The 21092-nt window shown below is 74.4% G+C and carries 24 protein-coding genes; 11 read left to right on the forward strand and 13 right to left on the reverse strand.

Annotated elements, in window-relative coordinates:
• Nucleotides 1-28 precede the first annotated feature (28 nt).
• A complete protein-coding gene (locus ACGF3A_RS34755) occupies nt 29-550 on the reverse strand; it encodes a GNAT family N-acetyltransferase (protein ID WP_393734442.1) in 522 nt (173 codons plus the stop codon).
• Nucleotides 540-1925, reverse strand: coding sequence for an NAD(P)-binding domain-containing protein (locus ACGF3A_RS34760; RefSeq protein WP_393734443.1), 1386 nt, complete (start codon nt 1923-1925; stop codon nt 540-542). The genes ACGF3A_RS34755 and ACGF3A_RS34760 overlap by 11 nt, the downstream gene beginning before the upstream one ends.
• Nucleotides 1926-2012: 87 nt before the next feature.
• On the opposite strand from ACGF3A_RS34760, the gene ACGF3A_RS34765 reads away from it, so the two are divergent.
• On the forward strand, nt 2013-2366 hold the full coding sequence (locus ACGF3A_RS34765) for an ArsR/SmtB family transcription factor (protein WP_393734444.1): 354 nt from the start codon (nt 2013-2015) through the stop codon (nt 2364-2366).
• A gap of 266 nt (nt 2367-2632) precedes the next feature.
• Here the strand turns inward: ACGF3A_RS34765 and ACGF3A_RS34770 are convergent, their stop codons facing one another.
• Together ACGF3A_RS34770 and ACGF3A_RS34775 are read right to left on the reverse strand one after the other, a co-directional pair.
• On the reverse strand, nt 2633-3352 hold the full coding sequence (locus tag ACGF3A_RS34770; protein ID WP_393734445.1) for a cation transporter: 720 nt from the start codon (nt 3350-3352) through the stop codon (nt 2633-2635).
• Nucleotides 3353-3688: an ArsR/SmtB family transcription factor gene (locus ACGF3A_RS34775; protein ID WP_393734446.1), complete on the reverse strand. Its 336-nt coding sequence runs from the start codon at nt 3686-3688 to the stop codon at nt 3353-3355.
• Between the two features lie 200 nt (nt 3689-3888).
• On the opposite strand from ACGF3A_RS34775, the gene ACGF3A_RS34780 reads away from it, so the two are divergent.
• Nucleotides 3889-4548, forward strand: coding sequence for a DUF998 domain-containing protein (locus ACGF3A_RS34780; RefSeq protein WP_393734447.1), 660 nt, complete (start codon nt 3889-3891; stop codon nt 4546-4548).
• Here the strand turns inward: ACGF3A_RS34780 and arsB are convergent.
• Both arsB and ACGF3A_RS34790 read right to left on the reverse strand, forming a co-directional pair.
• Nucleotides 4526-5623, reverse strand: a complete 1098-nt coding sequence (gene arsB / locus ACGF3A_RS34785; protein WP_393734448.1) for an ACR3 family arsenite efflux transporter — start codon at nt 5621-5623, stop codon at nt 4526-4528. The two genes, ACGF3A_RS34780 and arsB, sit on opposite strands and share 23 nt — an antisense overlap.
• On the reverse strand, nt 5620-5955 hold the full coding sequence (locus ACGF3A_RS34790) for an ArsR/SmtB family transcription factor (RefSeq protein ID WP_393734667.1): 336 nt from the start codon (nt 5953-5955) through the stop codon (nt 5620-5622). Before ACGF3A_RS34790 ends, arsB begins: the two co-directional genes overlap by 4 nt.
• Before the next feature lie 70 nt (nt 5956-6025).
• Between ACGF3A_RS34790 and ACGF3A_RS34795 the strand changes: the two genes are divergently transcribed.
• Both ACGF3A_RS34795 and ACGF3A_RS34800 read left to right on the forward strand, forming a co-directional pair.
• The gene (locus tag ACGF3A_RS34795) at nt 6026-6448 is read left to right on the forward strand and encodes an arsenate reductase ArsC (protein WP_393734449.1); all 423 of its coding nucleotides are present in this window, start codon (nt 6026-6028) and stop codon (nt 6446-6448) included.
• A 75-nt stretch (nt 6449-6523) separates the two neighbouring features.
• Nucleotides 6524-6814 carry a DUF190 domain-containing protein gene (locus ACGF3A_RS34800; RefSeq protein WP_393734450.1) on the forward strand — a complete coding sequence of 97 codons (291 nt, stop codon included), beginning with the start codon at nt 6524-6526 and terminating at the stop codon, nt 6812-6814.
• Between the two features lie 4 nt (nt 6815-6818).
• Here ACGF3A_RS34800 and ACGF3A_RS34805 read toward each other — a convergent pair whose 3' ends face one another.
• On the reverse strand, nt 6819-8000 hold the full coding sequence (locus ACGF3A_RS34805) for a serine hydrolase domain-containing protein (RefSeq protein WP_393734451.1): 1182 nt from the start codon (nt 7998-8000) through the stop codon (nt 6819-6821).
• A 62-nt stretch (nt 8001-8062) separates the two neighbouring features.
• Entirely contained in the window at nt 8063-8968 is a 906-nt protein-coding gene (locus tag ACGF3A_RS34810) for an alpha/beta hydrolase (RefSeq protein WP_393734452.1), read from the reverse strand.
• 97 nt (nt 8969-9065) lie between these two features.
• Between ACGF3A_RS34810 and ACGF3A_RS34815 the strand changes: the two genes are divergently transcribed.
• From ACGF3A_RS34815 to ACGF3A_RS34825, 3 genes are all read left to right on the forward strand, one after another.
• Entirely contained in the window at nt 9066-10163 is a 1098-nt protein-coding gene (locus ACGF3A_RS34815) for a helix-turn-helix domain-containing protein (RefSeq protein WP_393734453.1), read from the forward strand.
• A 77-nt stretch (nt 10164-10240) separates the two neighbouring features.
• Nucleotides 10241-10648 carry a hypothetical protein gene (locus tag ACGF3A_RS34820; RefSeq protein WP_393734454.1) on the forward strand — a complete coding sequence of 136 codons (408 nt, stop codon included), beginning with the start codon at nt 10241-10243 and terminating at the stop codon, nt 10646-10648.
• A complete protein-coding gene (locus ACGF3A_RS34825; protein WP_393734455.1) occupies nt 10645-11577 on the forward strand; it encodes a DMT family transporter in 933 nt (310 codons plus the stop codon). Before ACGF3A_RS34820 ends, ACGF3A_RS34825 begins: the two co-directional genes overlap by 4 nt.
• A 7-nt stretch (nt 11578-11584) precedes the next feature.
• On the opposite strand, the gene ACGF3A_RS34830 is transcribed toward ACGF3A_RS34825, so the two are convergent.
• On the reverse strand, nt 11585-12643 hold the full coding sequence (locus ACGF3A_RS34830; RefSeq protein WP_393734456.1) for a methyltransferase: 1059 nt from the start codon (nt 12641-12643) through the stop codon (nt 11585-11587).
• Between the two features lie 180 nt (nt 12644-12823).
• On the opposite strand from ACGF3A_RS34830, the gene ACGF3A_RS34835 reads away from it, so the two are divergent.
• Together ACGF3A_RS34835 and ACGF3A_RS34840 are read left to right on the forward strand one after the other, a co-directional pair.
• Nucleotides 12824-13789 carry an alcohol dehydrogenase catalytic domain-containing protein gene (locus tag ACGF3A_RS34835; protein ID WP_393734457.1) on the forward strand — a complete coding sequence of 322 codons (966 nt, stop codon included), beginning with the start codon at nt 12824-12826 and terminating at the stop codon, nt 13787-13789.
• A 7-nt stretch (nt 13790-13796) separates the two neighbouring features.
• Nucleotides 13797-14213: a hypothetical protein gene (locus tag ACGF3A_RS34840; RefSeq protein WP_393734668.1), complete on the forward strand. Its 417-nt coding sequence runs from the start codon at nt 13797-13799 to the stop codon at nt 14211-14213.
• A gap of 25 nt (nt 14214-14238) precedes the next feature.
• On the opposite strand, the gene ACGF3A_RS34845 is transcribed toward ACGF3A_RS34840, so the two are convergent.
• The gene (locus ACGF3A_RS34845; RefSeq protein ID WP_393734458.1) at nt 14239-15069 is read right to left on the reverse strand and encodes an aminoglycoside 6-adenylyltransferase; all 831 of its coding nucleotides are present in this window, start codon (nt 15067-15069) and stop codon (nt 14239-14241) included.
• Nucleotides 15070-15078: 9 nt separating this feature from the next.
• Nucleotides 15079-15588, reverse strand: coding sequence for a hypothetical protein (locus tag ACGF3A_RS34850; RefSeq protein WP_393734459.1), 510 nt, complete (start codon nt 15586-15588; stop codon nt 15079-15081).
• A 140-nt stretch (nt 15589-15728) separates the two neighbouring features.
• On the opposite strand from ACGF3A_RS34850, the gene ACGF3A_RS34855 reads away from it, so the two are divergent.
• On the forward strand, nt 15729-16319 hold the full coding sequence (locus ACGF3A_RS34855; RefSeq protein WP_393734460.1) for a TetR/AcrR family transcriptional regulator: 591 nt from the start codon (nt 15729-15731) through the stop codon (nt 16317-16319).
• A 16-nt stretch (nt 16320-16335) separates the two neighbouring features.
• Here ACGF3A_RS34855 and ACGF3A_RS34860 read toward each other — a convergent pair whose 3' ends face one another.
• Together ACGF3A_RS34860 and ACGF3A_RS34865 are read right to left on the reverse strand one after the other, a co-directional pair.
• Nucleotides 16336-17175: a hypothetical protein gene (locus ACGF3A_RS34860; RefSeq protein ID WP_393734461.1), complete on the reverse strand. Its 840-nt coding sequence runs from the start codon at nt 17173-17175 to the stop codon at nt 16336-16338.
• Between the two features lie 122 nt (nt 17176-17297).
• Nucleotides 17298-19322, reverse strand: a complete 2025-nt coding sequence (locus ACGF3A_RS34865; protein ID WP_393734462.1) for an ATP-binding protein — start codon at nt 19320-19322, stop codon at nt 17298-17300.
• A 333-nt stretch (nt 19323-19655) separates the two neighbouring features.
• Between ACGF3A_RS34865 and ACGF3A_RS34870 the strand changes: the two genes are divergently transcribed.
• Entirely contained in the window at nt 19656-21035 is a 1380-nt protein-coding gene (locus tag ACGF3A_RS34870) for a cytochrome P450 (protein ID WP_393734463.1), read from the forward strand.
• The last annotated feature ends 57 nt before the right edge of the window (nt 21036-21092 follow it).

Here is a 21092-nt window from a genome sequence, read left to right on the forward strand (position 1 = left end):
GGCTGAGGGGTCGCAGTCAGGTCGTCTGTCACGGGGCACGACCGTAGCGCCAGGCCTCACTCAGCGGGACGGCGGAGTCGGCGTCCACGGTCCGGCGGTAGATCTGGCGCGAACCGCCCTCCGGTCCCGGGTCGGTGGGCTCTGCCGGGGCGAACCCGAGGCGCTCGTAGAACACGCGCGCGCCGCTGGCGACGGCGCCCGGGTGGTCGGCCCCGAAGGTGACGACCTCGATGACGCCGGGCTCCCGTACGAACCTCCGGGCCGCCTCCGCCAGCAGCGCCCGCCCCACGCCCCGCCCGCGCCCCGCCTCCGCGACGACGAGCCAGTGCACGTGGTACGTCGGCGGCTCGGCCCCGAACAGCAGTGCGCCGAGCAGTTCCGGGCGGCCCGGCCGCGAACGGACGACGAGCGCGCTGGACCGGCGGACGTGCGCCCGTACGGCCTCGTGGAAACCCGGCTCGTCGACCATCGGGCCGAACCAGTGCTCGACCTGTGCGGCCAGCGCGAGGAATCCGGCCAGGTCTCGCTCGTGCGCGGCATCAACCTCCATACCCGGTGACATTAACCGCCTGCGGCCCCGGCGCCGCACAGCAGCCCTCGCCGTCGGATCCGCCGTCGGATCCGCCGTCGGATCCGCCGTCGGGTTCGTCGTAGAGGCCGGAGCCGCCGCACACGCCGGTCTCGGCGAGGACGAGTTCGACGCGGGCCGCGGCCTCGTGGTCCCCGGCGAGCGCGGCGGCGACGGAGCGGGCCTGCTCGTAGCCGGTCATGGCGAGGAAGGTGGGCGCGCGGCCGTAGCTCTTCATACCCAGCAGGTACACGTGCGGCTCGGGGTGGGCCAGCTCCTTGGCGCCGTGCGGGTAGACGGTGCCGCAGGAGTGGACGTTGGGGTCGATGAGGGGCGCCACGGCGGCGGGGGCCTGGAGGCGGGCGTCGAGGCCGAGGCGCAGCTCGTCCAGGAATGTCAGGTCGGGGCGCAGGCCGGTGAGCGCGATGATCTCGTCGACGGGTTCGAGGCGGCGCCCGTCATCGGCGACCAGGGCGAGCCGCCCGTCTTCGTCGCGTTCGATCGCCTGGGTGCGGAAGCCGGTGGTGGCGGTGGCGTGTCCGGCCTCGACGGCGGCCTTCGCGCGCAGCCCGAGCGCGCCGCGCGCGGGGAGCTGGTCGGCCTCGCCGCCGCCGAAGGTGTCGCTGCCGATGCCGCGCCGCAGCACCCAGGCGGCGTGCGTGCCGGGTTCGTCCTCGGCGAGGGCGGCGAGGGCTGCCAGCACGGTGAACGCGGAGGCGCCGGAGCCGACGACGGCGGTACGGCGGCCCGCGTAACGGGCGCGTACGGCCGGGTCGTTCAGGTCCGGGATGCGGTAGGTGATCCTGTCGGACGCCGCACGCTCCCCGAGGGCGGGGAGGCCGTCGCCGCCGAGCGGGCCTGGGCTGGACCAGGTGCCGGAGGCGTCGACGACCGCGCGGGCGAGGATCTGACCCTCGGTGCCGTCCTTCGCGGTCAGGCGGAGGACGAAGGGCTGCTCCTCGCGCCCCGCGTCCACGACGCGGTCGCGCCCGGCGCGGGAGACGCCGGTGACCCGTACGCCGTACCGCACCCGCTCCCCCAGCGCGTCGGCGAGCGGCTGGAGGTAGCGCTCGGCCCAGTCGGCGCCCGAGGGGTACGTACGCCCGTCGGGCCGCTCCCAACCGCCCGGCGCGAGCAGCTTCTCGGCGGCGGGCGCGATCACCTCGTCCCAGGTCGAGAAGAGCCGCACGTGCCCCCACTCCCGTACGGCCGTACCCGCCTGCGGTCCGGCCTCCAGGACCAGCGGCTCGATGCCGCGTTCCAGCAGGGAGGCCGCGGCGGCCAGGCCGACCGGCCCGGCGCCGATGACGGCGACGGGGAGGGACAGGGGGAGAGCGGGGTGCTGCTGGGTGGCCATGGAAGGTCCCTTTCCTTGATTCGACATGCATCGATTCAACGGATACCGAGCCTGGCACTCTGCATCGACAGATGTCAATATTGACCCATGGCGAAGCTGACAGACCGCACGGACGAGGCGTCCGAGGCCCCGGCCGCTCCCTGCTGCCCCCCGCTGACGGCGCCGGACCTGTCCGAGCAGGACGCGCAGACGATGGCCACGATGTTCAAGGCCCTCGGCGAACCGGTCCGGGTCCGGCTCTTCAACCGGGTCGCCGCGCACCCCGACGGCGAGATCTGCGTCTGCGACCTCGGCGACCTCGGCGTCGGCCAGCCCACCGTCTCCCACCACCTCAAGAAACTCCGCGACGCGGGCCTCGTCCTCTCCGAGCGGCGCGGGACGTGGGTCTACTACCGCGTCGCCCCTGGCGTACTGGCCCGGATGAGCGCGATCACCCACTGATCCCCTGATCCTCTCGCTCCGGCGGATCATGGCTGCCCTCGTCTCAGGGCTGGGCAGGGGCTGCCCCGTGTGGTGCCTTGCAGGCTGCGGCTGTCGTCGTGGCTTGTCGCGCAGTTCCCCGCGCCCCTTGAGGGCGCTCCTCGGAGCGCCCCGTCAGGGGCGCGGGGAACTGCGCGAGCAACCACCCACAACCCGCAGCCTGCGGCACACGGGCAGGGGCACCCCCTGCCCAGCAGCCACGGCACAGGGCACAGGGCACCCACGGGTCACCCCGCGGCCCCCGTCGCGGGGGCGCGGCACGTGCATCCTGGACCGCAGCCGCACGCGTCCGCCTCGGCGACGGAGGCTGAGGCCGGGGCGCAGCAGCCCTTGCCGCGCCAGGCGTTCCGGCCCTCCTTGAGCGCCAGGGCGGCGACGACCAGGGCGGCGAGGGGGTCGGCCCAGGTCCAGCCGAAGAGGCTGTTGGCGAGGAGCCCGACGAGCACGACCGCCGACAAGTACGTGCACAGCAAGGTCTGCTGGGAGTCGGCGACGGCCGTGGCCGAGCCGAGTTCACGACCCGCCCGGCGCTGGGCGGCGGACAGGAACGGCATGACCGCCAGGGAGAGCGCGGCGAGAACGATCCCCGGCGTGGAGTGCCCGGCCTCGCCGGGCCCGGTCAGCGCCCGTACCGAATCGACGGCGACGTAGGCGGCGAGGGCGAGGAAGGAGACGGCGACGATCCGCAGCGCCCGCTTCTCCCTGGCCTCGCGCACGGCATGGTCGCGGGCGGAGAACTGCCAGGCCACCGCGGCGGCGGACGAGACCTCGATGAGGGAGTCCAGCCCGAAGCCGATCAGCGCGCTGGAGGAGGCCAGCGAGCCCGCGGTGAGGGCGACGACGGCCTCGACGACGTTGTACGTGAGGGTGGCGGCGACCAGCAGCCGTATCCGGCGGGTGAGCACGTCACGCCGGGCCGGACCGGGCCCGAGGTCGAGCGCGGCCACTCAGCAGCACTCCTTCTCGGCCGCGTCGGGGCAGGTGGTCTCGGCGGCCACGGCCACCACGGCGGCACGCAGGTCGTCCAGCGCGTGCCCGAGGCGCTCGTCGGCGAGCTCGTACCGCGTACGGCGGCCGTCGGGCACGGCGACGGCCAGGCCGCAGTCCCGCAGACACGCCAGATGGTTCGACAGCCGGGTACGGGAGATCTCCAGCGCGTCGGCGAGGTCGGACGGATACGCGGGCGCCTCCCGCAGCGCGAGCAGAATCCGGCAACGGATCGGATCGGCCAGCGCCCGGCCGAACCGGGCGAGCACGTCGATGTCGGTGGCGACGGTGAGCATGCCGCCGACAGTACACATCTTCCTGAATTCAGAGAACAATGAACTGAGGTGGGGTCGTCCGGCGAGGCATCCGAGCCGGACGCCGCGGTACGGGTACGAATGGGGGCACCCGTCCCCGAGACGGGTCAGGGGCGGGGGTCAGGGACGGCTCCGGGACGGCCCCGGTGCCGCCGTGCCGCGCCCGGTCCGAGGATGACGCCATGACGCCTCCGGCACTCCGTCCCCTCACCCGGCATCTCGCCCCCGCCGTCCTGATCGCCATCGCCCTGGCCGTGAACGCGGCCCTGTGGTCCCCCATGGACACGGATCCCGGGCTGAGCCCGTTCGCCCTGACGGTCAGCGACTTCGCGGCCCTGGACCGCGGCGGTCCGATCGAGACGACCATGGCGCTGCTGGGCCTGGCCTCGCTGGCGCTGCTGGCGGGGGCGCGGCTACGGCAGGTGTCCGTACGCGGCGCGCCGAGCGCCCTGCTGGCGGTCTGGGGGCTGGGGCTCGTCCTCGCCGCCGTCGTACCGACCGATCCGCTGACCACGCACTTGAGCGGGCCCGGTCACGTCCACCGGTACGCCTCCGTCGCGGCGTTCGCCGCGCTCCCCGTCGCCGGACTCCTCCTCGCCCGCAGGTTCGACGCCGCCCCCGTCACCGGCACGGACCGCACGACCGCCCGCCGCCTGCGCGCCCTGTCCTGCGCCGCCCTGGCCGGAGCCGCGCTCATGGCCTGCTCCGCGGGCCTCGGCGGCCGCGAACTGATCGGCCTGATCGAACGCCTCCTCCTCGGCTGCGAAGTCGCCCTGCTCGCCGTCCTCGCCCTGCACGTCCACCGCCGCGCCGAGGCCGCTACCGCGGCTCCCTCGCGCTGAACTTGCGGCGCCACGCCAGCGAGACGTACACGAGCGCGATGAGGACCGGGACCTCGATCAACGGGCCGACCACACCCGACAGCGCCTGGCCGCTGGTGACGCCGAAGGTGGCGATGGCGACGGCGATGGCCAGCTCGAAGTTGTTGCCCGCCGCGGTGAACGCGAGCGTGGCCGTACGGTCGTAGGCCAGCCCGATGGCCTTGCCCAGGGCGAAGGTGCCGCACCACATCACGGCGAAGTACACGAGCAGCGGCAGGGCGATGCGGGCGACGTCCAGCGGCTGCGAGGTGATCGTCTTCCCCTGGAGGGCGAAGAGGATGACGATCGTGAACAGCAGCCCGTAGAGCGCGAACGGGCCGACCCTCGGAAGGAAACGGTTCTCGTACGCCTCGGTGCCGAGCTTCTTCTCGCCGATACGGCGCGTGAGGAACCCGGCGAGCAGCGGGATGCCCAGGAAGATGACGACGTTGAGCGCGATCTTCCCCATGGAGATGTCCAGGTGCTGCCCGTCCCCCAGGCCCAGCCAGCCCGGGAGCAGGTCGAGGTAGAACCAGCCGAGCAGGCCGAAGGCGACGACCTGGAAGACGGAGTTGAGCGCGACGAGCACGGCCGCCGCCTCGCGGTCGCCGCAGGCGAGGTCGTTCCAGATGATGACCATCGCGATGCAGCGGGCGAGGCCGACGATGATCAAGCCGGTGCGGTACTCGGGCAGATCGGGGAGGAAGATCCAGGCCAGCGCGAACATCACGGCCGGACCGATCAGCCAGTTGACCACCAGCGAGGAGGCCATCAGCTTGCGGTCTCCGGTGACGGCGTCCAGCCGGTCGTAACGGACCTTGGCCAGCACCGGGTACATCATGACCAGCAGGCCGAGCGCGATCGGCAGCGAGACGCCGCCGATCTCGACCTTGGACAGCACGCCGTTCAGCCCGGGGATCGCCCGGCCGAGCCCGAGCCCGACGGCCATGGCCACCAGGATCCACACCGCCAAATAACGGTCCAGGGTGGAGAGCTGCCGGGCGACACCGGACCCCGTATCCGGCCCGGCGTCCGTAGCCGGTTCCGTCTTGCTCACGGGCACGGCCTCTTCCGGTCGGTGGCGACGGTCTCCCGCGCGGTCTCGGCCAGTTCGGCAAATGCTCCGGCCAGCGACGTCAGCACCTCGGGCCGCAGCCTGTAGTACGTGAACCGGCCGCAGGGCTCGGTGTCGACGACGCCCGCCTCGCGCAGCACCCGCAGGTGATTGGAGAGGTTCGTCTGCCGCGCTCCCGTCTCCTCGACCAGGTGCGTGGTGCACAGCGTCTCGCGCGCGAGCAGCGTCACGATCTCGTACCGCAGCGGGTCCGCGATGACCCGGATGAGGTCGGCGCCCTCCGGAACCGGAATCACTTCAGTCTTGGCTGACATCATCATGCGCTGATACTGTCACATCATTCAAGACTGATGCCAGCGCCCACTGACACGAGAGGCGACCGCCGTGCCCCGGAAACCCTCCGTCCTCTTCGTCTGCGTGCACAACGCGGGCCGCTCCCAGATGGCAGCCGCCTGGCTCTCCCACCTCGCCGGGGACCGGATCGAGGTCCGCTCGGCCGGGTCGGCCCCCGCCGACTCCGTGAATCCGGCCGTGGCCGAGGCCATGCGCGAGGTCGGCGTCGACATCGCCGCCGAGACCCCGAAGGTACTGACCACCGACGCGGTCCGGGCGTCCGACGTGTGCGTGACCATGGGCTGCGGCGACGTCTGCCCCGCCTTCCCCGGGAAGCGCTACCTCGACTGGCAGCTCGATGACCCCGCCGGGCAGGGCGTGGAAGCCGTACGCCCCATCCGGGACGAGATCCGGTCCCATGTCGAGACGCTGATCGCCGAACTGCTCTCGGACCGACCGGCCCCCGAGGTGTGACGCACCCTCTCCGCGAGCCCTGTCCGGCCCCGGCGTCCGGCGCTAACGTCGGTCCCGGCAGACAGGGGGTGGGCGATGCCTCGGGACGGCTCCTCCGCGCGGCTGACCATCCACCTGGACGGCTCCTGCCTCTGGCACCACCGCCCCGCGTACGCAGAACTCGTCCACCGCGCCCGCCGGGACGGGCTCGCCGGGGCCAGCGTCTTCCGCGGCTTCTCCGGGCGTCTGCGGACGGAGGGGCCCTGCGCGCTCGTGATCGTGGACGACGCGGAGCGCCTGCGCCTCTTCGTCCGCGCCGTGGACGAGGTGCTGGAGCAGGCCCACGCCCTGGTCCTCCTGGAACCCGTGCAGATACGGCGACCGTGACCACCTACGCTTCGGCGCCCGCCGCCCGCTCGTACAGCGCCTTCAGCGCGTCGTCGATCGGGTGGGGCCGCGGTCTGCCGGAGGAGTCCGGCTTGTTCCACCGGGTGAGGTTCACCGCGACGGAGAAGCGCCGTCGACCGTCGGCGCTGATCAGGGACTGCGTTCCAGCGCCCCACACCGTGCCGTCGTGACCCCAGAAGGTGCCGCCGCCCGGCATCTCGACGCGGTGCAGGCCCAGTCCGTACTCGATCGTCTTCGTCCCCTCCTGGGTGCGGACCGGGACCGTGCGCTGCATCTGCGCCAGCGAGGCGGGCGAGACGATCTCGCCGTCGAGCAACTTGCCGTAGAAACGGTTGAGATCGGACATCGTCGAGACGAGGGCGGCGCCCGTGCCCGCCCAGGACATGTCGCAGACGCTGAAGTCGCGGGGCGGGTCGATCAGTCCGTACAGCGCCTCGTAGATCCGCGAGTGCGGGCCCTCGATCTCCGTCCCGGCCGGGAAGGCGGTGTGCCGGAGCCCGGCGGGGCGGATGACGGTGCGGGTGATGTGCTCCTCGGCGGGTGTGCCGGTGACGTGCTCCAGGAGCCGGCCCAGGAGCAGATAGTTGGTGTTGGAGTACGTCCCCTCGGGGGCGCCGGGCTCGCTCGCGGGAGGCGCCTCGACGCCCATCCCGATCAGCTCGGCCGGGCGGAACGTGCGGTACCGGTTCTCCTCCAGGCTCTTCCCCGAGAGGTCGGGCGAGGAGGGGAAGCCCTGGAGCGAGGGGAACGCGTACGGCAGGTACTCGGGGAGGCCGCTCGTGTGGTTGAGCAGCATCCGGACCGTGATCCTGCTGCCGCGCTCCCCCGGCACCGACTCCGGCAGCTGATCGCCGATCGGCGCGTCCAGCCCGATCCGTCCCCGCTCGGCCTCCCGCATGACCGCGGCGGCGGTGAAGGTCTTGGTGACGCTGCCGACGCGGTGCCGCAGCTCCGGGCCGACGGGACGGCCGGTCTCCGGATCGGCGACGCCCGAGGCGCCGCGCCAGGTCCCGTCCCCGTCGCCCACCTCGGCGAACACCCCCGGCATGCCCGCGCGGTGCACCTCGTCCAGCGCCGCCTGGAGCGCGACGGGGTCGAGACCGGCCGACGGGCCAGCGTCATGAGTCGGCGGGGTTGCCGCACGCCGGGTCTCGCTCTTCTCCATGACGCCTTCCTCTTCTGTGCTTGTACCTGTGCTTGTGTGCTTGCTTCTCGCTCGCCCCGCGCTCACGGGGCCAGTGCGCGGCGCAGGACCGCTCCCAGCTCCGCGTTCTGCCGCTGGGAGACCTCGGCCGACAAGATCGCCTGCGAGCCGTGGAACGTGCCCGGCCACTGGTGCAGTTCGACCGGAACGCCCGCCTGGAGGAGGCGCACGGCGTACGCGAGGTCCTCGTCCCGGTTCGGGCAGAACTCCGCGGTGGCCATATAGGCGGGCGGCAGGCCGGAGAGGTCGGTGGCGCGCGCCGGAGCCGCGTACGCCGTGGCCGTCGCGCCGCCCAGGTAGTGGTCCCATGTCCGGGCGATCTTCGCCGTGTCCATCCAGGGCGTGTCGGTGAAGTGCCGTGCCGACCAGGTCTCCTGGCGGTCGTCCAGCCCCGGCTGGTTGAGCAGTTGGAAGCGGATCGGCGGCCCGTCCTCGTCCCGCGTGCGCAGCGCCAGCGCCGCGGCGAGCCCTCCCCCGGCGCTGTGTCCGCCGACCGCTGTCCGCTCCGGGTCGGTCCCGAGCTCGTCCGCGTGCCCGGCGGTCCACTCCAGGACGGCTCGCGCGTCGTCCAGCGCCGCCGGGTACGGATCCTCGGGCGCCAGCCGGTATCCCACCGAGACCACCACGGCGCCGGAACTCTCCGCGATACGGCTCGCCCACGGGTCCTCGGTGTCCAGGCCGCCCATCACGAACCCTCCGCCGTGCAGCCAGACGAGGGCGCCCTGTGCCCGCTGCGGCCGGTATATCCGCACCGGCACGTCAGGACCGCCTCGCATGCCCGGGACCGCGCGGTCCTCGATCTCCATGCCCGGCACGTCGAGCGGCGGGATCGCGGCGGCCAGCGCGGCGAAGCTCTTCCGGGCGGCGACCGGATCTGCCAGGTCGGTGCGGGGAAACAGGGGGACGAAGACCTCAAGTTCGGGATCCATGTCGTCCATCCTCACGGCCCCCGGCACCGCGCGGCACCCGCCGATCGTCGGGCATTCCGCCTGGCCACCCCGCCGATCGGCGCCTACCCTCCGTTTCATGGAGGCACTGGCCGAACGCCTGTCGCATCTCGACTCCCAGGTCGAGGGCGCCATTCGCGTCGTCATGTTCTACGACACCCTGATGCGCCGCCGCGTGGACCTCCCGGCGCTCACCCGGGCCTCGGCCGGGCTCGCCGAGTGCGTCACGGGTCTCCGGCTGCACGGCACCGGGCAGGCGACCCGCGTCGGCCCCGACGGCCGCGCGGCCCCGGACCAGGCCCCAGCCCCGGACCCGGACCCGGACCCGGACCAAGGCCCCGCCCCCACGCCCTCCCTCACCGCGCCCGTCACCCTCGACGACGAGGAGATCGGCACGGTGTGGCTGGAGCGCACCGGCCCGCCCCGCACGCTCGATCCCGTGCTCCTGGACCGGTTCGCGCTCGCCGTGGCGGCCGTCGTCGAGCGGTACGGTCCCGCCCGTACGACCATGGCCGACCCCGCCCTCGTCGAGCTGGTCATCAGCTCCGGCAGCGACGAGGCCGCGCGGGCCAGGGCCCTGCGGCTGCTCGGCTTCGCCGGTGGCCTGCCCGTCCAGGTCCTCGCCGTGCGGACGCGGGTCCCGCTCGACCGCGTCGGCGGCCTGGTCTGCCCGTCCCGCCCGGTCAAGGCGGCGCCGGTCGGTGACGTCGGCGTCGTCCTCGCCACCACCGTCGACCGCGCCCGGCTCCCGGCCGGCGTACGCGCGGGCATCGGCGCCGCCGAGAGCCCCGACCGCTCCTGGCGGGAGGCCCGTACCGCGCTCCGCTTCACCACCGCGCGCCAACCGGTCGTCCACCACGCCGAACTGGGCGCGCTGGCGCTGCTCGCGCAGGTCCCGCCGGAGACCGCGCGGGCGAACCCCGACGTCGCCGCGCTCGCCCGCGTCGCGGCCGGAGCTCCAAAGGACGCGGCGGCCTCGGAGGCCCTCGAAACACTGGACGCCTACTGCGCCACGGGCTCCCTGCGCCGCGCCGCCGACCTCCTCCACCTGCATCACAGCAGCGTCGCCCGGCGCGTCGAACAGCTCGGCAAGGCCCTGGACTTCGACCTCACCGAGCCCACCGGCCTCCTGCGTGCCCGGCTCGCCCTCACGGCGTGGCGCCTGCTGGAGGAGTGAGAGCCTCACCGGATCGGTGCCGTCGGGTTGTAGGCTTGACGTTTGCCCTTCTTCCTGGGGACCGGTGATCAGCGATCATGGCCGACCACGACGCGCTCCTGGACGAGTTGGCGGCCGAGGCCGTCTCGGACTCCCCGCGCTTCGACCACCGCGCTCATCTGCGTCTGACCTGGCTCGCCGTCCACCGCGTCGGCATGCCCTCCGCCGTCGGCGTGGTGAGCGACGTGCTCAGGCGCACGGCCCGTTACGCGGGAGCGCCGCAGAAGTACCACGCCACGGTCAGCCGGGCCTGGGTCGAGCTGGTCGCCCACCACGTCGCGGAGGAACCGCGGCTGGGCTTCGCCGCCTTCGTCGACCGGAACCCGGCACTCCGGGACAAGCGCCTGCTGACCCGCTTCTACCGTCCGGCCACCCTGGCCGCCCCCGAGGCCCGCACCGCCTGGGTCACCCCCGACCTGACCCCGTTCCCGTGGAAAGAGGCGTGAGCCGTACGGCCTCGCACCCCCGCTCCGCCCTGGCGGCGGGCGCGCTCGGCGTGTCCGCCTCGTCCATCCTGCTGGACCTGTCGGGCACGGCGGCGGGCACCGCCTCGTTCTACCGCTGCCTGCTGTCGCTGCCCGTACTGGTGCTGCTGGCCGTTCCGGAGCGCCGTGCGGCGGGGCCGCCGCCGCGCCGCGAACGGCGCACCGCCCTGCTCGCGGGCGCCGCCTTCGCCGGGGACATGCTGCTGTGGACGCAGGCCATCCCCGAGGTGGGCGCCGGGCTCTCGACCGTGCTCGTCAATGTGCAGGTGGTCCTCGTACCGCTGCTGGCGTGGCTCGTGGACCGCGAGACCGTCAGCCGCCGCTTCCTGGTCACGCTGCCGGTCCTCGGCGTCGGCATCGTCCTCACCGGCGGCGTGGTGGGCGGCGCCTCGGTCGGGCGCGACCCCGCGCTCGGCACCGTGCACGCCGTGCTCGCCGCCGTCTGCTACTCGCTCTTCCTCTTCCTGCTGCGCAGGGGCGGCGGCACCGGCCACGTCAGGCAGACGTACGTCCTGGTCATCGCCTCCGCCACGGTGGTCTCGCTCGTCCTCGGAGCGGTCCGCTACGGCTTGGACCTCGCGCCCGGCCTGCCCGCCCTCGGCTGGCTGCTCGCGGTGGCCCTCAGCAGCCAGGTGGTGGGCTGGCTGCTGGTCGCCCAGTCCTCCCCGCACCTTCCCAGCCACATGGGCGCGACGCTGCTCCTGCTGACGCCCGCGGGGGCGGTGGTCCTGGGCGCCGCCGTCCTCGGCGAACACCCCGCGCCGCTCCAGCTCGCCGGATGCGCGACGCTCCTGGCGGGCGCGGCCTTCGCCACCCGCGCCGCCACCGGCCCGGCGCGGAAACGGAAACGGAAGCGGCAGCCGCAGCCGCAGCCGCAGCGACACGGCTGACGCCTCCTCACACCGCCTCCGCCTCCGCCTCGATCACCGAGGACATCGAACGGGTCGGGAGGACGCGGGTGAGGCGGAAGCCCGCGTCGGCGAGCAGGGCGGCGAACTCGTCGGCCGTACGTTCGCGGCCGCGCAGGACCATCAGCATCACGAGGTCCAGCGCGACGGCGGGGTGGGAGGTGCCGTCGTCCGGGAGGACGGCGTCGATGACGAGGAGCCGGGTGCCGGGGGCCGCCGCGCGGCGGACGGTACGGAGGATGCGGAGGCAGTCGGCGTCGGGCCAGTCGTGCAGGATGTTCTTGAGTACGTACAGGTCACCGCCCTCGGGCACGGCCGTGAAGAAGTCGCCGCCCTCCGCCCGCCACCGGCCGTCGAGGGCCTCGGTGGTGCTCAGCAGGTTCTCGGCGACCGTCTCCGGGCGGTCGTGGAGGACGCCGGTCAGGCCCGGTGCGTCGGTGAGGATCTGCCGCAGCAGCCCGCCCCGGCCGCCGCCGACGTCGACGACCGTGCCGCTGCCGGGGAACGGGTAGACCTCGGTGATGTGCGCGTTCACCGTCCCGGCGCGCGAGGTCATCGCGGCGTCGAAGAGGCGGCTCTTCTCGGGCGTCTCCTCCAGGTACGCGAAGAACGGGCGGCCGTACGCGGCGTCGAAGCCCGGTTCGCCCGTGCGCAGCGTCTCGGGGATCCCGGCGGCGGCGCGGCGGAACATCTCGTCGGTGAACATCAGGACCGGCGCCCGCTGGGACCCCGGCACGTCCGTCCGCAGGGCGGCGCCCTCCTCGGTCAGCGCGACCGTTCCCCGCTCCTCCCGGAACAGTCCGCGCGAGGCGAGCAGCCGCAGCACCCGGCGCAGCGGCTCCGGCCGGGTCCCGGAGCGTTCGGCCAGCTCCTCCACCGTGCGGGGGCCGTCGGCGAGCAGGTCCGCGATGCCGTGCTCGGCGACGGCGCGCAGCGCTGAGGCGTAGATGTGGCCGTACATCAGGTCGTACAACGGCCCGCCGGGCGCCCGCCCGTCGGCACCCGGGGGAACAGGGCTCGGCCGGGCGTCACGAGGAGAGGAGGGCAAGGGTTCACTCCTGTCGTACGAGGACGGGGCAAGCCTCCATCCTCGCAAAGACGCCCAGGTCACGGCCGTTCGAGCACGCTCAGGTGAGTCCCCTCACCCGTACGCCCGCCCCGTGCGCGGAATGCGGGCCGAGGGTGCCCGGCCGACACCCCGCCCACCGGCGCCTCCTACAGTGCCGTCATGCGAGCTGTGGTGATCGGCCCCGAGGGGCGGTTCCAGTGGGGGCGGCGGCCCGATCCGGTGGCGGGGCCCGAGGACGTGGTGGTGCGCGTGTGCGCGGCGGGGCTCAACGCCGCCGATCTGCAACAGGCGCGCGGGGACTATCCCGCGCCCCCGGGATGGCCGGCCGACGTGCCCGGGCTGGAGGTCGCCGGGGAGGTCGAGCGGGTGGGGAGCGGGGTGACGGGCTTCTCCGCCGGGGACCGGGTCATGGCGCTGGTCGGCGGCGGCGGGCACGCCGAACGGATCGCGATCCCCGCCGATCTGCTGCTGCCCGTACCGGACGGACTGCCCTGGCGGGAGGCCGCCGGGTTCCCGGAGGCGTTCAGCACCGCCTGGGACGCCCTCGTCACCCAGGCCCGGGTGCACGCGGGCGCCCGGGTGCTGGTCACCGGCGCGGCGGGCGGCGTCGGAACGGCCATGGTGCAGGTCGCCGCCGCCTCCGGGGCGCGTACGGTCGCGAGCGTGCGGCGTCCCGAACTCCACGAGAAGGTACGCGCGTTGGCCCCGGACGGCGCGCGGATCGGGGTCGTCAATCCCGCCGACGAGGAGCGCCACGGGCCGTACGACGTGGTCGTGGAGCTGGTCGGCGGGGAGGAGTGCCTGCGCCGGGTCAGCCTGCTGCGCAGCCGCGGCACGATCCTCGTCGTCGGCGTCCAGGCGGGCGCGACGGTCCCGCTGCGGATGTTCGACCTCATGCTGGTGCGCGGCCGGTTGATCGGCACGACGATCCGGGGCCGCGCCCACCCCGAGAAGGCGCTGCTCGCGGAGCTCGTCCGCACCTCGGTCGTCCCGCTGCTCGCCGACGGGCGGCTGCGCGTGCCGGTGGACGCGGACTTCCCCCTCGACCGGTACGCCGAGGCGTACGCCCGTCTCGCAGCGCCGGGCAAGTTCGGCAAGGTCGTCCTGACGTGCGAGGGGAGGTGAGGTGACCGTGGAGGGCCTGCTGCCCGTGGCCGTCGGGGCCGCGATCGGGCTGCTGGGGGTCGTGTTCGGTGCGTGGTTCACCGCGCGCCGCCAGGACCGCATGTGGCTGCGCGAGCAGAAGCTCAAGGCCGGGGTCGGCTTCAACACCGCCGTGGTCGAGCTGATCGACCATCTCCGCGAGACCCGGCTGAGTGACGACGGCGCGGGGCGGAACGAGCTGGCGGGCCGCATGCAGGAGGCCCGTTCGGCGCTCTACCTGCTCTGCGCGGACGGCACCGTCGAACTCGCCGACGCCCTCGTGCGCCGGGTCTGGAAGTCCCGGCCCAGCGAGGGCCGGGACGACCGCAGGGCCGAGCACCGGGAGACGGTGGACCTGCTGCGCCGCTTCACGCAGCGGCTCCGGGAGGAGATCGCCCGTACGTGAGGTCACGTAGACCCGCGCCCCGGCGCTACGCGTCCAGCTCCAGGCCGAGCGTGGCGCGCAGATGGGCGCGGGCGGCGCTCTCCAGCGGGCCGGGCCACGCCAGGCCGCAGCGCGCGTACAGGTCCCGGGCCAGGGGCAGGAAGGCGCGGGCGCAGGCGAGGTGTCCGGCGACGGCGGAGGCGCGCGTCGCCTCGATCGGGGGCAGCGCGGCGAGGGTCCGCAGCCGCTCCGGCGGCAGCAGCCCCTCCAGGCGGAGCGCCCCGCCCCGGTCCTCCACGGCGACGTCCTCCCGCATGAGCTGGATCAGCGTCTGCCGCAGCAGCCCGGTGCCGGACGCGGCGACCACGTACTCCCCTCTCCCGAGCGCGACCGGCAGCAGGCCCAGGACGCGCAGGAACTCGGCCGTCAGCGCGGCGACCCTGGCCGGGTCGGGCGTCAGCGGCTCGCCCTCGGGCCCGAGCCGGGCGGTCAGGTCCGCGCGGTCGAAGAGCGGCTCCAGCGTGGAGCGGCTGCGGGACGGCACGTCCTCGGGCGTACCGACGGCGAGGTCGAAGCGGAGCCATTCCGGGGTGACGGCCGTGAACACCGGTGCCGTGCCCACCTGTTGGCGCAGCACGGTCGGCGTGATCCGGTCGCACAGCGCGGGCCAGTCCTGGACGAAGCCCGGCAGTTCACCGGCGGGCACCACGAGCCAGACGTCGATGTCGCTGTACGCGTCGGCCTCACCGCGGCCCCGGCTGCCGCTCAGCCATGCGGCCCGTACGCGCGGATCGTCCCGGAGCACCTGGGCGATCCGCTCGATGAGCTGGGCGGGCTCCCGCGCCGGAGCCGCCTGTTCCGTGCGCCGCGTCGTCATCGCGGCACCCTACGCCAGTGACGTCAGCGCCTCGCGCGTGTCGCGCAGCAGGGCTGGCGCGACGCTGCGGTGCTTGGCCGACAGGGGTGTCCAGACGCGGGCCGCGACGGGACGGTCGTAGCGGAGGAAGGTCGCGAGCGAGACCTGCCGCCGCTCGCCGTCGACGTGGACCACGAGGTGCCCGGTGAGCATCCAGGAGCGGGCCTCGACGCGGATCCAGTCCTCGCCGCGCCCGGCGATCCGCCAGCCGGCGATGTGCGTGGGGCTGGAGCGTCGGCGGCGCGCGAGCCGGAGCCCGAGGAGCACCCGCCAGATGAACTGGCCCCCGAGCCCCGCGACATCCTCGAACGCCACGCGGGCCCAGCGCTCGGGCGGGACGTCCGTCGGCTCGGGCGTGGTGAGGGTGAAGAGATCGATGTAGTCGGGCGCGGCGAGCGGGCTGAGCGCCCTGATCGTCGCGGGGATCTCGTGCTGCTGGACGACGGCGGGTTCGGATACGTGCTCGGGTACGTGCGTCACGTGCGGACTCCCCTGCGCAAGCGGCGGGAACGCGCGGGCCGTGCGGCCGGCACTCCGCCTGACATACGGTTGCGTACATCAGCAGGTTACCCCCGTTTATACGCCTGCGTATAAACGGGGCATGTGACGGGAGGCACACCGTGGGCGCGACGCGCACGCCGAGGAGCAGGTGGATCGACGAAGGGCTGCGGGCCCTGGCCGAGGGCGGCCCGGACGCGGTGCGGGTCGAGGCGCTCGCCAAGGCACTGGGCGTCACGAAGGGCGGCTTCTACGGCTACTTCGCCGACCGCGACGCGCTCCTGGAGGCCATGCTCGACACCTGGGAGCGCGACAGCGTCGACGCCGTGCTCGACCGCGTCGCGTACGAGGGGGGCGACGCGCGCACCCAGATCGTGCGGGCCGGAGCGCTCACCCTCTCCCCCGAACTGCTCCCGATCGACCTCGCGATCCGCGACTGGGCCCGCCGCGACGCCGCCGTGGCCGCGCGGCTGCGCCGCGTGGACAACCGCCGGATGGACCTGCTGCGGGAGAAGATCGGCACGTTCTGCTCGGACCCCGCCGAGGTCGAGGCCCGCAGCATGCTCGCCTTCTGCCTCCGGATCGGCGAGCACTTCCTCGCCGTGGAGCACGGGGACCGGTCCCGCGAGGAGGTACGGACGCACGCCGCCGACCTCGTGCTGAAGCGCCCGCCCTACGACGGCGACGGGGACGGGGACGGGGACGGCCGCTGAACCAGGGGGGCACGGCTCAGGTCTTGCTGTACGAGGTGAAGGCGCGGTCCTGGTAGCCGGTGTAGCCCGTGATCAGGTACCGCTCCCCCTTGCAGCGCGGCTCCTCGTAGACCCAGTAGTTGTAGTGCCTGCCGTTGACGACGGAGACGAAGCCGGGGTCGCCGGACGGGAAGCTGTAGCAGGTGTCGCCCGAAGTGCCCTCCGGGGCGCGGAAGTCATGCCTCCCCTGGTGCCCGGCGCGGCGGTACCCGCAGAGGGAGTACGGCCCGCACCGTGCGCCCCCGACGATCTCCGGGCCGAGGTCGCTCGTCGTCTCGTAGTGGGCGAAGGGCGCCTTCTTCTCCGCCTTCTCCTCGGCCTCGTCCGAACGGCCGCGCCGCTCGGAGCCGGAACCGGAGTCCGCCCCGGCGTCCGCGCCGGGCTCGCGCACCGCGTCCCCGGCGGGCCCGGACTCCGCGTGCGGCTCCGCGTCCCGCTCGCGCGGGGGCGGCGGGAGCGGGGTCGCGGACGCGCGCGGCGACGTCCCCGGCTCCCCCTGCCCGGGTCGCTCCGACCCCGCGTGCGCGGCCACTTGGGCCCGCCGGTCCCCGCCCTTGCCGTCGTCCTCGCCGCCGCCGGACGACGCGGACGTGCCGTCGGTGTGCACGGAGAGCGCGACGAGGAGGACGCCCGCCACTGCCAGTGCCGCTGCGGCCGCCAGGAGCCACCGCACCCGCCGGGACGCCAGGACCCCCTGGATGTGGAGCGTGCCGATCGATCCGGCCTGGACGATCTGCTCGCCGTTCGCGTCCGAGAGGTCGTTCTTCACGTCCCCGGACGACGTCCCGTCACCGGCCGGCGACTTCTCTTCGTTCACTTGTGCCCCGTGCTTTCCCTGTTGTCCCGTTCGCGGGCGTTCATGCTAGGGGGACTGCGGAGGGGGTCCCGTACGCGCGGGCGTCCGGCGACCGAAAGTGTCCGGGAGTGACCGGGTCCTGATCACGCGGGACCGGCAGGGCCGCTACGCGAGACCGGCACCGCGTCGAGGGCGTCGCCCGCCCGTTCGGCCACCGGCAGGCCCGCGCCCTCCGGCCGCGCGTCGGCGAGGGCGTGGCGCGCGGCGGCGGGCCGGAGCGGAGCCCCGGTCTCCAGATCGGCGAGCAGGCGGCGGAGCGCCGCGTGGCCGCGCGGGACCGGCAGCACGGGGTCGAGCGAGTCCAGGGCCCGGCGCGCGCGGCGCCAGGCGCTGGCCGTACGGCCGAGGCGGCGGTCGGCCTCGGCGCGGGCGTAACGGGCGACGAGCGTGGCCCAGGCGTCGTCGCGGATCCCGACACGGGCCAGGGCGCGGCGGGCGCTGAGGCGTGCGGCGGCGGGGGCGAAGTCGGCCTGGGCGAGGGCGAGCGCGGCCTCGCCGACGGCGGGCGACGGGCCGCCCAGCGCGTGGTCGGGGATGGTGGCGGCGGCCTCCTGGAAGTGCCCCGCGGCGGCCCGGGGGTCGTCCCGGTGCAGCGCGAGGACGCCCTCGACGTAGGCGATACGGCCGACGGCCGCGTCGTCCCCGGCGAGCACGGCGGCCGGCCAGGCGCGGCCGAGCAGCGCGCGGGCGGTGGAGGGGTCGCTCGCCGCGCCGAGCCAGGCGGCCAGCCACTGCACGCGCACGGCGGACCTGCTCTCGTCCGGGCACAGCGGCAGCAGCCGCAGCAGCAGTTCGCGGCCCTCCTCGGCGCGGTCGTGCACCGTCCACCAGAACCAGAGGCCGAGCACGATCTCCAGCGCGGCCTCGACGTGTTCGGGCTCCTCGACGGCGTGCCGCACGGTGGCGGTGAGGTTGTCGTGCTCGCCGAGGAGGAAGCGGACGGCCTGGTCCTGGTTTCCGGTGTGCCACAGGTTCTCGATGACGGCGGCCATGCGGCGGCAGTGGCTCTTGCGGCGTTCGGCGGCGACGGGGAACTCGCCCGCCTCCCGCAGCCGTTCGAGCCCGAAGTCGCGTGCGGCGCGCGTCATCCGGTAGCGGGGCTCGTGGACGCCGCCGGGGTCGCCCAGCGGCTCCAGCACGCCACAGGCGGCGAGCTGGGCGAGGCACCCCGCCACGTCGCGGGGCTCGACGCCGTTGCCGCCGCACACGAAGCCGCCCGTGCCCTCCGCGAAGGTGCCGGGCAGGATGCTGGCGCGGGCCCACACGATCCGCTCCTCGCGGTCGCACAGCACATAGCTGGCGCCGACGGCCTCGCGCAGCGAGCGGTGCCGCCGCAGCACGGGGCGCGGGCTGTTCAGCCAGCCCTGGTCCCGTTCCAGCAGCGCGGCCAGTTCGCCGACGGGGCGGCACACCGTCTGCGCGGCGGCCAGTTCGACGGCGAGCGGCACGCCCTCCAGCAGCCCGCACACGCGCGCCGCGGCGTCCAGGTCCGCCTCGTCGGCGCACGCGCCGGGCGTCACGGCCCGTGCCCGTTCGACGAACAGCTCCACGGCCGGGGCCGTACCGCCGTCCGGGAACGGCGCCTCGGTGGCCAGCGGCGCGAGCCGCAGCACGTGCTCGTCCCCCAGGCCCAGCGCCCGGCGCGAGGTGACCAGCACCCGCACGTCCGGCACCGTCATCAGCAGCCGCTGCACGAGGCCCACGCACTCGCCGTGCACGGGATCGACGTCGTCGAGGAACAGCAGCGCTCCCGAGGGCAGTTCAGCGGCGACGGTCGTGGCGTCGGCCGGTTCCCTGCCGGGCCGCGTGCCGTCCAGGGCGGCGGCGACCGCCGAGGCCAGGCTGCCGTGGTCGCCCGCGCCGCTGCCGTGCCGCCGTACCGGGACGAGATGCCGCCACGGCCCGTCGCCCGTCGCCGCCACCACCGTCGCCGCCAGGCGGCTCTTGCCCACCCCGGCCGCGCCGGTGACGGTCACCACCCGGCATCCGGCCAGCAGTTCGCGCAGCTCCTCCGTCTCGCGCTCGCGGCCGACCAGGCCGGGCTCCCAGCCCTGGTCCCACCCCTGCGAGCCGGGCGGGGCCTCGGGATCGCCGATGCGTGTCCACACTCTCGCCACTCTCCAGACCGTGCTCGTGACACCGTGCCCGCCGGGCACGGCATCCGGAGCGGCGCCCTCGTCCCGGGGCCGCTGCCCCGGTGCAGAACCGTCACTGCCACCGCACCACGGCTACCCCAACGCCCCACACCCGCGCCAAGTGGCGCCCCAGCCACGCGAATCACACCCCGAAACGACCACTCGAACCCCCGCACGGCACAACAGGCCTGCGAAACGGACAGTTCGAGCACCGTGCGGCTGCGCGTTCCGGCCCGGCGGTAGCAAGGTGTGGGCGGGGGACTTCCGTCCCCCGCTCCCCCGTTCCCCCATCGAGGAGGCGTGGTCATGCAGATCCCCGGTCCCGAGCCCCGCGCGGACGGCGGCGTGGGCGCCGTCACCGCCGCGGGCGGGCTGCACACGTACCAGCTGCGGCTGCACGAGCAGTACGGCCCCGTCGTACGGTTCCAACTCCCCGGCGCCGAGACGGCGGTCTCCGTCGCCGACCCCGTGCTGCTGGAGGCCACGGCGCATCTCGACGAGCGGCCGGACGAGCTGTTCGCGTTCCTCGCGCCGCTGTGCGAGGCGGAGAACCTCCAGACGTTCGCCCCCGAGCAGCACACCCCCTGGCGCCGGACGCTGCTCTCGGTGCTCGCCGGACGCCCGTCCCACGAGCGGCACTTCCCGGGCTTCACCGCGCTGGCGACGGAGCTGGCGGACCGCTGGGCGGCGGAGGGGAAGGCGGCGCCCGTCGCCTCGCAGAAGGACCTGACGGCGCTGACGCTGCGGATGATCTGCCAGTACGCGCTGGGCGGCGACGCTCCGGACCCGGAGCGGGTGATCCACGCCTTCGAGGAGGTCCTCACCGAGTACCTGGGGCGGCTCTACCAGGTGCCCGTCCCCGGCACCCCGGAGGAGCGCGCCGCACGCGCCGACCGCGCCCTCGCGTATCTGCGCGCGACGGTCGACGAGGTCGTCGCGGCGCACCGCCACGACGACGGCCGTACGGACGCCCGTACCGACGCCCGTACGGACGCCCGTACCGACAGGAGCGATCTGATCGGGGCGCTCGTCGAGGCGGGCGAGAGCCCCGTGCGGATCCGCGACACCGTGATGGTGACGCTGCTGGCCGCGCACCACACCACGGGCGTGGCCGTCTCCTGGACGCTGCACCTGCTCAGCCGCCACCCGGAGGTCGCGGCGCGCGTCGCGGAGGAGCTGGACAGGGAGCTGGGCGACCGGGCGGCGCCCACGTACGCGGAGCTGCGGCGGCTCACTTACCTGGAGATGGTCCTCAAGGAGGCGATGCGGCTCTACCCGCCCGGCCCGTACGGCGCGCGGGAGACGGCCGAGCCGCTGGCCGTGGGCGCGTACGAGATCCCGGCGGGGGCGACGGTCTTCTACCCGTTCTGGGCCCTCCACATGAACCCCGAGCACTGGCCGGAGCCCGAGCGGTTCCGGCCCGAGCGGTTCGCGCCGGAGGAGGCGGCCGGGCGGCACCGGCTGGCGTACGTCCCCTTCGGCCTCGGGCCCCGCAGCTGCGAGGGCGCGGCGCTGGCCATGGTCGAGGCGGAGCTGGTCCTCGCCGTCCTGCTCAAGCGCTTCCGCTTCCGGCCGGTGCCGGGGCACGAGGTCGTGCCGGTCGAACGGTTCGTGCTCTGGGCCGCGCACGACATCCCCCTGCACGTCACCCCGCGCACGGAGGGTGCCGTCTCCAACCAGGGATAGAGACGGCGCTCGCCCTCTGGCGGGAGGACCGGACCCCGGGCCGGGGCCTAACCTGAA

Origin of the sequence: Streptomyces sp. NPDC048172, from assembly GCF_043202595.1 — a bacterium.
GTDB lineage: Bacteria > Actinomycetota > Actinomycetes > Streptomycetales > Streptomycetaceae > Streptomyces.

What these genes read in the sequence shown, in the direction of transcription:
- ACGF3A_RS34810 (WP_393734452.1), bottom strand. Translation starts at nt 8,968, where the DNA reads ATGGATCCCGAACTTGAGGTCTTCGTCCCCCTGTTTCCCCGCACCGAC.
- ACGF3A_RS34760 (WP_393734443.1), bottom strand. Translation starts at nt 1,925, where the DNA reads ATGGCCACCCAGCAGCACCCCGCTCTCCCCCTGTCCCTCCCCGTCGCC.
- ACGF3A_RS34870 (WP_393734463.1), top strand. Translation starts at nt 19,656, where the DNA reads ATGCAGATCCCCGGTCCCGAGCCCCGCGCGGACGGCGGCGTGGGCGCC.
- ACGF3A_RS34820 (WP_393734454.1), top strand. Translation starts at nt 10,241, where the DNA reads ATGGCCGACCACGACGCGCTCCTGGACGAGTTGGCGGCCGAGGCCGTC.
- ACGF3A_RS34775 (WP_393734446.1), bottom strand. Translation starts at nt 3,688, where the DNA reads ATGCTCACCGTCGCCACCGACATCGACGTGCTCGCCCGGTTCGGCCGG.
- ACGF3A_RS34790 (WP_393734667.1), bottom strand. Translation starts at nt 5,955, where the DNA reads ATGTCAGCCAAGACTGAAGTGATTCCGGTTCCGGAGGGCGCCGACCTC.
- ACGF3A_RS34805 (WP_393734451.1), bottom strand. Translation starts at nt 8,000, where the DNA reads ATGGAGAAGAGCGAGACCCGGCGTGCGGCAACCCCGCCGACTCATGAC.
- ACGF3A_RS34780 (WP_393734447.1), top strand. Translation starts at nt 3,889, where the DNA reads ATGACGCCTCCGGCACTCCGTCCCCTCACCCGGCATCTCGCCCCCGCC.
- ACGF3A_RS34815 (WP_393734453.1), top strand. Translation starts at nt 9,066, where the DNA reads ATGGAGGCACTGGCCGAACGCCTGTCGCATCTCGACTCCCAGGTCGAG.
- ACGF3A_RS34765 (WP_393734444.1), top strand. Translation starts at nt 2,013, where the DNA reads ATGGCGAAGCTGACAGACCGCACGGACGAGGCGTCCGAGGCCCCGGCC.
- ACGF3A_RS34800 (WP_393734450.1), top strand. Translation starts at nt 6,524, where the DNA reads ATGCCTCGGGACGGCTCCTCCGCGCGGCTGACCATCCACCTGGACGGC.
- ACGF3A_RS34845 (WP_393734458.1), bottom strand. Translation starts at nt 15,069, where the DNA reads ATGACGACGCGGCGCACGGAACAGGCGGCTCCGGCGCGGGAGCCCGCC.
- ACGF3A_RS34835 (WP_393734457.1), top strand. Translation starts at nt 12,824, where the DNA reads ATGCGAGCTGTGGTGATCGGCCCCGAGGGGCGGTTCCAGTGGGGGCGG.
- ACGF3A_RS34755 (WP_393734442.1), bottom strand. Translation starts at nt 550, where the DNA reads ATGGAGGTTGATGCCGCGCACGAGCGAGACCTGGCCGGATTCCTCGCG.